The 13,356-nt window shown below is 67.5% G+C and carries 10 protein-coding genes; 9 read left to right on the top strand and 1 reads right to left on the bottom strand.

The features are described 5' to 3' along the window. From AC36XV_RS13220 to AC36XV_RS13185, 8 genes are all read left to right on the top strand, one after another. On the top strand, positions 1-379 hold a 379-nt coding region (locus tag AC36XV_RS13220), incomplete at its 5' end, for a sigma-70 family RNA polymerase sigma factor (protein ID WP_492204158.1). Continuing rightward, complete coding sequence (locus tag AC36XV_RS13215) at positions 372-1,049, top strand: anti-sigma factor (RefSeq protein WP_492204157.1); 678 nt, start codon at positions 372-374, stop codon at positions 1,047-1,049. The genes AC36XV_RS13220 and AC36XV_RS13215, both read left to right, overlap by 8 nt. 3 nt (positions 1,050-1,052) lie before the next feature. After that, positions 1,053-2,282, top strand: a complete 1,230-nt coding sequence (locus AC36XV_RS13210) for a PDZ domain-containing protein (RefSeq protein ID WP_492204156.1) — start codon at positions 1,053-1,055, stop codon at positions 2,280-2,282. A gap of 54 nt (positions 2,283-2,336) precedes the next feature. After that, positions 2,337-3,455 (top strand): LuxE/PaaK family acyltransferase, encoded by a 1,119-nt coding sequence (locus AC36XV_RS13205; RefSeq protein WP_492204155.1) that lies wholly within the window; start codon positions 2,337-2,339, stop codon positions 3,453-3,455. Beyond that, entirely contained in the window at positions 3,448-4,839 is a 1,392-nt protein-coding gene (locus AC36XV_RS13200; protein WP_492204154.1) for an acyl-CoA reductase, read from the top strand. Before AC36XV_RS13205 ends, AC36XV_RS13200 begins: the two co-directional genes overlap by 8 nt. Positions 4,840-4,931: 92 nt before the next feature. Continuing rightward, complete coding sequence (locus AC36XV_RS13195) at positions 4,932-6,941, top strand: M1 family metallopeptidase (RefSeq protein WP_492204153.1); 2,010 nt, start codon at positions 4,932-4,934, stop codon at positions 6,939-6,941. A 28-nt stretch (positions 6,942-6,969) separates the two neighbouring features. Further along, positions 6,970-8,223: a Glu/Leu/Phe/Val dehydrogenase dimerization domain-containing protein gene (locus AC36XV_RS13190; RefSeq protein ID WP_492204152.1), complete on the top strand. Its 1,254-nt coding sequence runs from the start codon at positions 6,970-6,972 to the stop codon at positions 8,221-8,223. A 46-nt stretch (positions 8,224-8,269) separates the two neighbouring features. Continuing rightward, on the top strand, positions 8,270-9,646 hold the full coding sequence (locus tag AC36XV_RS13185) for a dipeptidase (RefSeq protein WP_492204151.1): 1,377 nt from the start codon (positions 8,270-8,272) through the stop codon (positions 9,644-9,646). Between the two features lie 93 nt (positions 9,647-9,739). Here the strand turns inward: AC36XV_RS13185 and AC36XV_RS13180 are convergent, their stop codons facing one another. After that, positions 9,740-10,960, bottom strand: a complete 1,221-nt coding sequence (locus AC36XV_RS13180) for an NHL repeat-containing protein (protein WP_492204150.1) — start codon at positions 10,958-10,960, stop codon at positions 9,740-9,742. 222 nt (positions 10,961-11,182) lie between these two features. On the opposite strand from AC36XV_RS13180, the gene AC36XV_RS13175 reads away from it, so the two are divergent. Further along, a partial coding sequence (locus AC36XV_RS13175; RefSeq protein ID WP_492204149.1) for an ATP-binding protein occupies positions 11,183-13,356 on the top strand: 2,174 nt, incomplete at its 3' end.

The following is a 13,356-nucleotide window of genomic DNA, read 5'->3' as shown; positions in this document are numbered from 1 at the left end:
GCTGCACCTGTTCCGCGGGGAGTCCTCGTTCGGCACCTGGATGCACCGGCTCGCGGTGAACTCCGCGTTGAATCGCCTGCGGCGGCAGAACAAGCGGCCGACCGTCGAGGCGACGGCTGAGCGGCGATCGGGGCCGCCCCCGACGGACGAGACGGTGCTGAACCAGAAGATGCTGACGCAGGCGCTGGACCGACTGTCCCCCGGCTATCGAACGGTACTGGTGCTGCACGACGTCGAGGGGCTGACGCACGAAGAGATCGCCGAGCGAACGGGAGTCGCCGTAGGAACGTCCAAGTCACAGTTGCACAAAGCCCGGGCCCGGATGCGCGAGATGCTATCCCCCGCCCGGGAGAGAAGTGAAGCAGGAAACCATGGCTGAACACCTGAGCAGAGAACGCATCTCGGCCCTCCTCGAAGACCCGACGGGTCTGCCGGGTGAGGCCGAGCACCTCGCCGGCTGCGACGAATGTGCCGGCGAGTACGAGCAGATGAGCCGGATGCGCATGGCCCTGTCCGGGCTCACGGATCTCGAGGCCCCCGCCGGTGAGTGGGAGGCGATCGAGGGCCGCCTCGGACTGGGGCCGGTAGTGACGTCCGGCGGACGGCGGCGCTGGAGGCGAGCGTCGATCTGGCCGTTGCAGGCGGCTGCCGTGATTGCGCTGTTCGCATCCGGCCTGCTGGTGGGCCAGCGGTTCGACCGGGGTGAGGGTGAGCTCCCGGGCTCCGCCGTTCTCGCAGAGACCGCGAGGGAGGCCGAGCCCGAATCGAGCATGCAGATCGAGCCGGCCGCCGCCTACCTCAGAACGGTGGCCGACCTGGAGCAGTTGCGAGCCGGTCCTTCCGGGTCGACACCGTCCCTTTCCGGGCCGGAAGTCTATGCGGAGAGGATCACGCATCTGGACGCGATGATCGATGCGTCGCGTGACGCGCTGCGCGAGGCGCCGGAGGACCCGGTGTTGAACAACTTCCTCTTCCAGCTCGTGGATGAACGAGACCAGCTGTCCCGGCAACTCGGGCAAACGCTGCGCATGACGGCGGCGGAGTATTGAGAGATGACTGACGACCGCAGCTTCGAGCGCCGCGGCGCGCGGCGAATTTCGATCGCGTTGGGGACGATCGTCCTCGGGGTGGTGTTCTCGGGGTCGGGACTCGGCGCGCAGGAAGTCACCACGCGCTGGGTCCAACAGGACAAGGCCCGCATCGGCGTCATGCTGGAAGAGATCTGCGAGGCTCCGCCCTCGACGGATGTGGTGTGCGACCGGCCTCCGGTCGTGTCCTCGGTCGTCGTCGACGGGCCGGCGGACCAGGCCGGAGTGCAGGCCAGGGACACCCTCCTGTCCGTGAACGGACTGGACGTGACGCGTTCCGAGGGCCGGAGCGTTCTGCTGAGCCTGCAGGCCGGCGTACCGGTCCGGCTCGAGGTCGGTCGAAAGGGAGGTCGGCAGACGATCGACGTCACTCCGGAGGTCAGGCCGCCCGAGCCCTACGTGGAGGTGCGTACTTTCTTCGCCGATTCGGCGTCCCCCACGGGAGAGACCGGTGAACGGGTCCAGATCGTCCGCGTTCCATCGGTACGCCGCGGGCTGGAAGAGCTGGAGTTCCGACTCGACTCGGTGCGTCCCCGCGGAGAGGGTTTCGTGTTCTTCCAGGAGGACACGGACGGGACCTTCAACGTCGAGGTGGCGGACTCCGCCAAGGCACACGTGATCCTCGAGCGAATGCGTGAAAAGCTGCCAGGCGGGAGCGGAGTGGGCGTGTCGGTGTGGGAGAACGAAGAGCTGGCCCGTCGTCTGGCCCGGGTGCGGGATTCTTCCTTGAAGACGGCCCGGGTGCATCTCGACTCCCTCATCCGGTTGCGCGGGCGTGTCCGGGAGCTGACCGGAGACTCCCTGGCCTTGTCCCTCACTGTGGAGACGGGAGCGGATCCCGAGGGCCGGTGGTCGTACTACGTGGCGCCGCGCGAGGTGCCGGGGCCCGTCCGGGTGTTGCTTCAGTCGGACTACCGGGTTGGCGGGGCCGAGTTTCGTGAGCTCAGCGAGTCCCTCGCGGAGTACTTCGAAGGCGTGGAGGAGGGACTCCTCGCGCTTCGGGTGCTCCCCGATACGCCTGCCTACCGGATGGGCCTTCGAGATGGCGATGTAGTCGTGGAGGCGAACGGCGAGAAGTGCCACAATATCAGCGTGTTACGGCAAGCTCTGGCGGGCGCGGGGGCAGACCGGCCCGTGGAAGTAAAGTGGGTACGTAAAGGGCAATTGCAGGCCGGTCAGCTGGAACCGAGCTGACCCCGACGGGGCCCTGCGCTTGTCGCCCCGGTTCCGCTTCCTCACATTCCGCGCATGACCTCCCGACAGGAGCCGACCGGGGCTCTCTTCGAACCGGTGGCCGCCGAGCTCATCCGAGCGATGGTCGACTGGACGGAACGGCGCGACGCATGGACGGAGGAGACGCTCGACGCCTGGGCGCGGCGAGCCTTTCGGATCCAGTACGAGGGCAACGAGCCGTATCGACGCTACTGCGAGGCCCGCTCGTTGAGTCCGGCCGACGTGGACGGCTGGCGGGACTTCCTCCCGGTGCCGACCGCCGCCTTCCGAGCGGTCGATCTGATCGTCGGCGGGCGGAGGGCCGCCGAGGTCACCTTCGTGACGAGTGGCACCACCGGCGGAGAGAGGGCACGGGGCCGCCACTTCGTCCGATCTGCCGAGCTGTATCGAACCGCGCTCAGGGCAGCCTTTCGTGCTTTCGTGCAGCGACCGGAGCACGCCTGCCGGATGATCGCTTTACCGCCATCCTTTACGTTTGAGCCGACCTCTTCGCTCGGGTTCATGTTCGACGATATCCTGGCACAGGCGGGCGATGACGGGCGTACGGTCGCATCGCCGGAGGGCGTGGACTGGCTGAAGCTGGACCGGGAAATCGAGGTCGCGGCTGCCGCTGCGCGTCCCATCTGCCTGCTCGGCACTACGGTGGGCCTGGCCGCGTGGCTGGAGCGGCTTCGGGACGGCCGTTCGTCTGCCCCCGCGTTTCCGCCCGGGTCCCTGCTCATGGACACCGGAGGGGCCAAGGCAGAGAAGGGCCTCGCACGATCGGAGGTGGTCCGGTCCCTGGCCGACCGGGTGCAGGTCTCCGTCGACTCGGTGATCAACGAGTTCGGAATGACCGAACTGCTTTCGCAGCGATACGGGCGGGGTGACCCGCCGGCGCCGCTGATCGGCCCGCCGTGGCTCCGGAGCCGGGTGCTGGACCCCGTTTCGCTCGAGGAGGTGCCCGCCGGGGAGGTAGGCCTGCTCTGTCACTTCGACCTCGCGAACCTCGGGAGCGTGTGTTCGGTGCTGACGGAGGATCGTGGCCGGATCGCCGGAGCTGGAATCGAGTGGATCGGGCGAACGGAGGGAGCGCGTCCACGCGGGTGTTCCCTCGCCACAGTCGAGCTTCTGGAGGCGCAAGACCGTGCTTGAAGCGTGGCATCTTCCCGGCCTGGACCGGGAGCCGGGCGACTGGATGGAGGGGCGTACGGGGGGCGGTGCGGTCTTCCGCGCCCCGTCCCTCTCCGGATCGGATGCGGCGGACGTCGCCAGTTCGGTGCGAACGGCTGCGATGGAGGCCCGAGCGTCCCTCACCACGGAGCGGGTGATCGAGTCCGTTGCCTCGGCCGCTGGAGAGCTGTCCGGCGATGGACCCCGGGCGCTGGCGGCCCGGGAGCTGCTGCACCTGGAGCTCGGGTGGGACGACCGCCTGGCCCGGGGGACGCTCGAGGGAATGGCGCGCAACTGGACCCAGGCGGCCCTGAGGGACCTCGTCCGGCAGGAGCTCGGAAGTCAGGCAGCGCTCGACGGCTTCGAGGTCGACGGGATGTGGACAGGCCCCGGGACGCGCAGCCGACGAGCCGTCGGCCCGCCGCTGATTCTGCAGGTGCTGGCGGGGAACGTGCCCGGTGTGGCGATCACCGCGACCATCCGCGCCCTCCTGGCGCGATCGGGTGTGCTCTGCAAGCTGCCGGAGGGGGAGCCCGGCCTCCTGCCGCTGTTCGCGCGCCTGCTGGCGGCGAAGGACCCCTTGCTGGGTCGATGCATCGCCGCCACGTGGTGGCCGGGAGCGAGCTTTCCGGCGGCGTGGCGCGACTGGAGCCACCAGGCCGGCGCAACGGTGGTCTACGGGGGCGAAGCGAGCGTCGAAGCGGTTCGGGCCAGCCTTCCGGGTCACGCCCGGCTCATCACCTACGGACCCCGGATCGGCGTCGCGGTGATCCTGACCGATGCGCGGCCCGGGGCGGCCGCCGATCTCGCCACCGATGTGTGCGCCTACGATCAGCAGGGATGCGTCTCGCCGCGACTCGCGTACGTGGTGGGAGGAGAGGCGGAGCCGTTTGCCCGAAACCTGGCGGCGGCCATGGCCGAGCGTACGCGGGATCATCCTCCGCCGATCCCGAGCGATTCCGAGGCCGTGGCGATCCGGGAGGCGAGGGCGACGTACGAGTTCGGGGGATATGCAGACGGGCGCTCCGGGATTTTGGCGCCGGGCGATTCCCTCGCGTGGACGGTGCTGTACGGGGAGACCGCCACGGCGAAGACGGAAGCCCTGCCGCGCGTCGTATCGATTCATCCGGTCAATCACCTCGCGCATCTGGAAGCCGTCCTGCAGCCGCTCGAGGGCCGGATCCAGGCCATCGGGTATGCAGGACGTGAGGGGGCGGAGAGCCTGGCAGAGCTCGGGTCCCGGCTCGGGGCGAGTCGCGTGGCCCCGCTCGGGGCGCTGGCGTGGCCCCCTCCCGACTGGCGACACGATGGCCGGCACCAGCTGCTCCCGCTGCTGAACTGGACGGACTTCGAAACCGGGCCGTAGCTTCCGCGCCCGCACGCAGCGCGAGGACGTAGATGCCTGTTCTATGAGGCACGGGGCAGGATTGCCGAATTCAAATGTGGAGGTCGAGGACGATGGGAAGGTGGAATACGAAGTGGACGGTCGGTCGAGCGGTCCTCGCCATGGGGATGGCCGTGGTGGTTGGCGTGCCCTCCGCGACGGCGCAGGAAGCCAACCCGGCCGACGGAGAAGGGCTGGTCGTGGACTACCCGGTGTTCAATCCGGTCCAGCCGCCGAGTGGCTACGAGGCCGCCATCGAGGCGGGCACGCGGACCGTGGAAGGGAGACCGGGACCCAACTACTGGCAGCAGTGGGTCGATTACGACATCGACGTGACGATCGAGCCCGAGAGCGCCCTGCTGACCGGAAGCGAGACGATCACGGTGCGGAACGACACGCCGGTCGACAGACCGGTGCTCGTCCTGCACCTGTACCAGAACCTCTACAAGGAGGGGTCCCCGCGCGTTCGGGGCGCGGCCATCAGCGGGGGGATGACGCTGGACCGCGTGGCTGTGAGTGGCATGGAGCTGACGGAGCTGCCGCCTCGCCAGTTCTTCGGGATGCAGCAGCGCGGACCGCAGGAGCCCGGCTACCGGGTCTCCGGCACGGTTATGGTGGTCTCCCTTCCCGAGCCTCTCCCCGCGGGGGGGGTGGTGGAGCTCGAGGTGGACTGGTCCTTCACCGTGCTGGGAAGCGGCGGCATGCGGATGGGACACCTGAACCACGAGATCTTCCAGCTGGCACAGTGGTTCCCGCAGATCGCGGCGTTCGATGACGTGTTCGGTCAGGACCAGTCTCCCTACCTGGGGAGCGGAGAGTTCTACACGGACTACGGCGATTACACGGTGGACGTCACGGTGCCCGAGGGCTGGCTCGTCGTGGGAACGGGAATGCTGTTGAATCCCGCGGACGTGCTCTATCCGGAAGCCGCCGAGAAGCTGGCGTCCGCACCGGCGCTGGATACGGTCATCAAGGTCGTCAGCGAAGCGGATCGCGAGGCGGGTCGCGCCACCCTTCCGGCGGATGACGGCTGGCACACCTGGAGCTTCGAGGCGGAGAACGTGCGCGATTTCGCCTTCGCCGCGGGCGTCACGTACGTGTGGTACGCGACCGGGGCGGAGACCGGGAGCGACCAGGGCAGGGCCCTGATCCAGAACGTGTTCGATCCCCGCATGGACCACTGGGCTCCGGCCACGGAGTACGCCAAGCACGCGATCGAGTTCTTCTCGGACTACATCCTGCCCTATCCGTATCCGCAGGCCACGGCCGCCATGGGTCCGCCGGAGGTGAGCGGGATGGAGTATCCGATGATCACCTTCATCACGCACCAGGCCGAGGGCCGTGGTCTGAACGGCGTGGTGACGCACGAGCTGAGCCACTTCTGGATGCCGATGATCGTCGGCACGAAGGAGATGGCGTACGCCTGGATGGACGAGGGGCTGACGGTGTTCAATACGTCACTGGCGATGGCCGATTACTACGGCACGCCCGTGGCGCGGCCCGGCGATGACCGCGGCTACCAGATGGTCGTGCAGATGGAGATGCAGGAGCCGATCATGGGTCACGCGGACCACGCCGAGTTCCCGTTCGGCCAGAACGTGGCGGCCTACAGCAAGCCGGGCATGCTGCTCCACACGATGCGCCACATGATCGGTCAGGAGACCTTCGACGCCTTCTACCAGGACTACGCGGCGACCTGGGCGTTCAAGCACCCGATGCCGTGGGACTTCTTCGCCATGGCATCCGATGCCGCCGGTGCGGACCTGGACTGGTTCTGGCAGCCGTGGTTCTACGGCGAGGCGACCCTGGACCAGGCCCTCGACTCGGTGGTCCCGGGCGCCGGTTCGGCCGAGATTACCGTATCGAACCTCTCCAGCGGCGTGATGCCCGTCGAGCTCACGCTCGAGTACGCGGACGGATCGACCGACACCGTCGTGTGGCCCGCCGCCGTTTGGGCAGGGACGCGCACGGCCACGGGAGACGTGCCCACGTCGGGCGAGCTGACGAAGGTCACGATCGACGCCGAGGGTTATTATCCGGACCTGGACCGATCGAACAACGAGTGGGAAGCGGTCGAAGGCTGATCCGCGTCCCGCGCCGCCGGCCGGTTGAATGGCAGGAGCTGAAGCGAGAGACGGAGAAGTCTGGCGAGCCTACCAGGACTACTTCCGGGCGGCGCCCGAGATCGTGTTCGAGTGGAACGATCGGGAGACCGCCGCCCGGGGGTGGCTCGTCATCAACAGTCTCAAGGGGGGTGCGGCCGGTGGCGGCACCCGGATGCGTCGCGGTCTGACGCGCAACGAGGTGACGTTCCTGGCGAAGGCCATGGAGCTCAAGTTCGCCTTCGCCGGCCCGGCCATCGGCGGGGCCAAATCGGGCATCGATTTCGATCCGAGCCACCCGGACAAGCGCGAGGTTCTCGCCCGATGGTTTCGAGCGATCCGCTCGGAGCTGCTGTCGCGGTACGGGACCGCCGGCGATCTCAACGTCAGCGAGATCGACGAGGTCATCCCCCTGTGCGGGGAAATCGGTGTCGGACATCCGCAGCTGGGCGTCCTGCGTGGCCACTTCGGCCTCGACGGCGAGGCGCTGGGCCGTCGCTCGGAGCTCATGCACATCGGACTCGACCAGCCGGTGCCACCGGATTACGGCCTCGCGGGCAAGGAGGCGCGCGTCTTCGCCCTGGTGACCGGCTACAGCGTGGCCCAGTCCGCGCTGCGCCTGCTCCGACATCAGGACCGCTCGCCTTCGGACACCCGGGTCCTGCTGCAGGGGTTCGGGTCCGTTGGAGGTGCGGCCGCCCTCTACATGGCCCGGTCCGGTTTCCGGATCGTCGCCATCTCCGACGCACGGACCGGCCTGCGCGCGTCGAGCGGTTTCTCCGTCGATGACATCGAGGGTCTGCTGCTCCGAAGAACGGGCAACACGCTGCCCTCGGTGGCCGGATGCGGCGATCCGTGTGCGAGCGACGAGTTGTTCGACACCCCTTCGGACCTGCTCGTGGCCGCGGCCGCTTCGGGAACCCTGGACCGCGAGGTACTGAAGCGCCTTCGTGCGGCGGGCGTTCATTCGATCGTCGCGGGAGCGAATCATCCGTTCGCATCCGTAGCCCCGGGCGACACGAGCGTCGAACAGGAGGCGGACGAGCAATTCGCGATCGTCGCCGATATCATCGCGAGCTGTGGAACGGCGCACGCGTTCGCCTGCCAGAGCCGTTCCGATTTTCCGCTGCAGCCCCGGATCGTCTTCGAGTCGATCGAGGAGACGGTAGGAGAGGCCGTGGACGAAGCCGTTCGCCGAGCCGGATCTGCCGATCGGGGGTTGCTGGCGGCGGCCCTCGGCATGGCCCTGGAGAGATGTGCCTGACCCCATCGAAGACCCCATGTGAACCCGACCCAACCGGAGTGAACCCGTGAATGCAGATCTTTCCCGATACGTGAGCTCGAACCGCGAGCGGTTCGAGCAGGAGCTGGTCGACTTTCTTCGCATCCCCAGCGTGAGCACGGAGAAACGGTACGCCGACGAGGTCGCCCGGTGCGCCGAGTGGCTTGCGGATACGATACGCGAGGCGGGAATGGACGCGGTGGAGATCATCCCCACGGACGGAAACCCCTTCGTGGTGGCGGAGAAGATCGTGGATCCCGAGGCTCCCACCGTGCTCGTCTACGGACACTACGACGTCCAGCCGGTGGATCCCGAGGAGCTGTGGGACACCCCGCCCTTCGAACCTGCGTTCCGTGCCGGGCGCGTGTATGCGCGCGGTACGAACGATGACAAGGGACAGGTCCTGATGCACATCAAGGCCCTCGAGACGCGCCTGAAGGGCGGGTTCGGGCTTCCGATCAACGTCAAGCTGTGCATCGAGGGCGAGGAGGAGATCGGTTCGGTCCACCTGGAGGACTTCCTGCGCTCGGAAGCCGACCGCCTCGCGTGCGATGCCGTGATCGTGAGCGACACCGGAATGCTCGGGATCGACATTCCCTCGATCGGCACCGGCCTTCGGGGCATCGCCTACCTGGAGGTGTTCGTCGACGGGCCGGCCGGCGACCTGCATTCGGGGAGCTATGGCGGTGCGGTCGTGAATCCGGCGATCGCCCTCGCTCAGATCATCGCACAACTCAAGGACGATGACGGACGCATCACGATCCCCGGCTTCTACGATCGGGTGCGGCCGATCTCGGACACGCTCCGCGAAGCCACCCGGGCGCTTCCGTTCACCGACGATGAGTTCCTGCAGGAGACGGGCGCTCCGGCGCTGGGGGGCGAAGCGGGCTACTCGACGCTGGAGCGGTTGTGGTACCGTCCTTCGCTGGATGTGAACGGGATGATCTCTGGCTTCACCGGCGATGGAGCGAAGACCGTTCTTCCGGCCAAGGCCAGCGCGAAGATCTCCATGCGTCTCGTGGCGGACCAGGACCCGGACGAGATCGCTCAGCTGTTCACGAACCACGTCCAGGCGATCGCGCCGGAAGGGGTGACGGTGCGGGTGGTGCCCTCGCATGGCGGGTGGCCATGGGCCGGCGACCCGGACAGCCCGCTGTTCGAGGCGGCCGCAAAGGCCCTCGAGGACGCGTTCGGCCGTCCCCCGGTCTACATCGGCGAGGGCGGCTCCATACCGATCATTCCGCTGTTCGAAGAGGTGCTGAAGGGGCCGGTGCTGCTGCTCGGATTCGCGCCTCCGGGTGGAAACGCCCACGCTCCCAACGAGTGGATGGACGTGGAGACGTACCACAAGGGAATCGAGACGATCGCGAGGCTGTACGACGAGGTGGCCGAGCGCGGCATCTGATCCAAGCCGCCGGATCTCCCGCTCGACGCGGACGGTCGAAGGAGCGCGGGGCCGGTCGCTGGCGACCGGCCCTCTCCGCTTCGGACCGGGGGGCTATTCCTCGGGCGGCTCCAGCCCCTCCTGCTCGCGGACCCGCTGCTCCTCCTCCAGCCTCGCCCTGCGAGCCGAGTCCGCGGCCGCGATCACGCGGTCCCAGTCGCTCGCGATCGCGGTGCGCCTCGAATCCCGCTCGGCTCGCGCAGCCTCCACGCCATTTCGCAGGTCGTCGATCCGCATGTCGAAGCCCATCGGTGCGAAGACCTGGCGCTCTCCACGCCACCATCCCGACACGGTCCCATCGTACGCCACCCGGGCCGAGAAGCCCGCGGGTGTGGTCCGGGCGCCGAGATAGCTCGCACCGCCGTCGATGACGCCCCCTTCGCCCTCACCGGAGATCTCGAACGCCTCGTAGTCGAGCCCGCCGAGGGGACGTGGGGAGACGACCCACAGGATCTGCTGCTGGAGGTCGGCAATCACCCCGATTCGCATGGAATCGACCTCGGGAAGCACGAGCTTTCGTGCGGGGTTCGAGGTCGCGACTTCGAATACGGTGTCGGACATCGCCCGGGCGAATACCCACAGGCCGTCCGAAGCCGGTGTGACGACCACGTTGCGCCGGAACGCCTTCAACTCTCGCAGTGACTCGGGACCCACGTCGGGGGAGAGGAGGGTGTCCCGGTTCTGTCCGAGGAAGTCGCTCTGTATGACGGACAGCGTCGGGATCGTGTCGGAGCCCGTGAAGGTGCGGACCCCGTAGGTCAGCCGCAGCGGATCGCTGGCGACCTCGAGTATGGACGGGCGCAGTCCGGGATCGAAGCCCCGGAGGTGCTGTCCGCCGGGAGAGTAGAGGTCGAGCATTTCCGTCGAGTCGTCGTACACGAAAATCCCGGCGTCCTGAGCGATCGCCAGCCGGGCCGGCCTCACGATCTCGGCGGGCGGCCGGTCCTGGAGGCCGATGACGCCGTACTCTCCCCTCGAGGGATCGTATCGCAGCACGGCGGCCGCGAAGCGGTCGATCGCCCAGACCACGTTGCGGGAGGCGGCCTGAAAGTCCAGCGGCGTGTAGACGTCGACTCCGAGCGTATCCGGATGTGCCCAGATCTCGACGGCCGCGTCCCCCGCTTCGGTGCCCTCGGCGGGCGCGGGTGCCTCGTCTTCTCCACAGCCCTGCAAAACGGCCGCGACCACGAACAGTGAAAGCGCGAGGCCGACGGGGCGGCTCCAGGTCCGCGGATTCGCACGTCTTCTCCGGGGGGTGCTCAATCGTCTCATCATGTCCTGATCGATGGGGGTGGTGGCTGCCTCAATCCCATTCCCGCACGTCGGGCCCGTGCCCGGGCTCGACAGGGCACCGATGATACTGCATTTGCTCGTGACCGCCAACGATGGAACCGCTCCGGCAAGGCAGATGATAAACTGTTGATAGCTGCGCGGAGGTTGGCAGCCAGGCGGCAGGGAGGGTTCGCGGGACCGGTCTCGGGGGAGAGTAAGAGAAGGATGTTCAGGATACAGAGCCTTGGCGGCATTCGGATCACCGATGCGGCCGGACAGAAGGTCCGCCTGCGATCGCGCAAGCACGTGGCGCTGCTTCTTTACCTCACGGCAGACAGTAACCGTGTGCATACGCGCGACTCCCTCGCCCGGCTTCTCTGGCATACACCGATCGAACGGGCGAGGCACTCCCTGAGCCAGGCCCTGTATGATCTTCGACGCAACCTGCCTTCCGTGATCGCGTCAGCTACAGGCGATGCCGTCAACATCGCTCCCGCTGCCATCCGTCTCGATGCCATCGAACTCGAACAGGCCCTGAAGGAGGACGATCTGGCCAGGGCGGTGGAACTGTACCGGGGCCCGTTCGCGGACAACCTCGTGGACGCGGGGACGGACGACTTCGAGCGCTGGTTGGAGGCAGAGCGAATCCGAATTCGCCGACTCGGGGAGATGGCCCTGCGTCGCTATGTGCGTCAGTGTGACGAGGCAGCCCAGTGGGGGGAAATGTGTGTCGCCGCTCTACGGCTGGTGAAGCTCTCCAACCTGGATGAAGAGGCGCATCGAGCTCTGATGCGGGGATTGTGGCTACATGGAGATGCGGCTTCCGCCATCCGGCACTACGAGGAAGTCGTGGTGCCACTGGAGTCGGAATTGCCAGGCGGGCTGTCCGAGGAAACCCGTCGGCTGGCCGTCCGCATCCGATCCACACCGGCCCCGGAGCCCTGGGTCGATGACCTCGGCGAGATTCAGACCCCGTTTCTTGGCCGTGAAGCGGAAATGGAAGTCCTGCGTTCATCCGTGCGCGACATCTCTCGCGATTCCGCTACGGCGGTTCTGGTCACCGGAGAAGCGGGAATCGGGAAGACCCGTCTCGTCACCGAGTTCATTCGCTCGGTAGCGCTCGACGACGTTCGCCTCCTCGAGAGCCGCTGCTACCCCGCGGAGGCGGAAGTCCCCTACGGTCCGGTCATCGATGGCCTGCACGCTCTTGCCTCCGACGTATCGCGACGTTCGACGGACGAACTCGAATCGTTCACCCGCATCGGTCATCTATTTCCCGAGTTCGAGCACCTTGTCCGGGACACGGACGAGAGGGTAGACCCGGCCGCATGGCGGCGACGTCTGTACGAGGAGGTGACCGGCCTCGTGCGCGTTGGACTTGCCGAGCAGCCGATCGTCTGGGTGATCGAGGACGTACAGTGGATGGACGCGACCTCCACATCGCTGCTCCACTACCTGACCCGCAGACTCGACGGATATCCCTTTCTCCTCATCTGCACCCTTCGGGTGCCAAGGGGCAAAGAGCTTCCCGAGGCGCTTCCTCTCAGCCGTCCCGGCGACTCCGATCTCAGCCGGGAGCTGAGACTGGCGCCTCTGTCCGACGAACAGATCGCCGAGATCCTCCGCCGCGCTACGCCGGACCCAGGGCTCGGTGCGGCGCTCCAGCTGGCGCGCCGCCTCTCGGGCGGCAACCCGCTGTACGCCCTGGAGGCATTTCGAGCCGCGGCCGGCTCGACGGAATGGGCGGCCGAGGCGTCGGACTGGGACCCGCTGACAGACGCCAGGCTGAGCAAGGTGCTCGCCGTCCGGCTGAAAGGGCTGTCGAGATCGTCGCTCACGCTGCTGCAGGCGGTCTCGGTGCTCGAACGACAGGCGACACCCGGTGCGGTTGCGGCGATTTCCGGACTGACGCTCCGGGAGGCATCCGAAACCAGCGTGGAACCCTATGGCCGCGGTCTGATTCAGGATCGCGACGGGATCCTGGACTTCGTCAACGATATCATGCGCGAGTACGTGTACGCCGGAATGACGGCCCTTTCTCGCGCTGCCCTCCACCTCACCACGGCGGAATTCCTTGAGCGGGACTCGGCCGCGAACGCGGCCACCCTGGCCCGCCACTTCCATCTCGGGGAAGACCGGCCCCGGACCTATGAATACGCCATGCAGGCGGCGAGAGACGCCAAAGCAGCGGCTGGGCAGATGGAGGCCGCGGCGATGGCCGACCTGGCGGTGAGCAGCAGCCACGGGAAGACGGAGCGTCTTGCGGCGCTCCACCTGCTGGCTGAAGCGGAGCTGGAGTCTGCGCAACTGCCTCAGGCCCGAGAACACCTGGATGAGATCCTCCGGCTGGACGCGGACATGTCGGTGGAGCAGAAGGTGGAAGTGAAGCTGAAGTTGGT

The organism is Candidatus Benthicola sp. (assembly GCF_058719085.1).
Note: the sequence above shows the minus strand (reverse complement) of the source record. Positions and strands in the feature narration are given on the sequence as shown.

Bases quoted from the DNA above. Each gene is read 5' to 3' on its own strand.
- AC36XV_RS13210 (WP_492204156.1), top strand. From the start codon at position 1,053: ATGACTGACGACCGCAGCTTCGAGCGCCGCGGCGCGCGGCGAATTTCG.
- AC36XV_RS13190 (WP_492204152.1), top strand. From the start codon at position 6,970: ATGGCAGGAGCTGAAGCGAGAGACGGAGAAGTCTGGCGAGCCTACCAG.
- AC36XV_RS13180 (WP_492204150.1), bottom strand. From the start codon at position 10,960: ATGATGAGACGATTGAGCACCCCCCGGAGAAGACGTGCGAATCCGCGG.
- AC36XV_RS13195 (WP_492204153.1), top strand. From the start codon at position 4,932: ATGGGAAGGTGGAATACGAAGTGGACGGTCGGTCGAGCGGTCCTCGCC.
- AC36XV_RS13205 (WP_492204155.1), top strand. From the start codon at position 2,337: ATGACCTCCCGACAGGAGCCGACCGGGGCTCTCTTCGAACCGGTGGCC.
- AC36XV_RS13215 (WP_492204157.1), top strand. From the start codon at position 372: ATGGCTGAACACCTGAGCAGAGAACGCATCTCGGCCCTCCTCGAAGAC.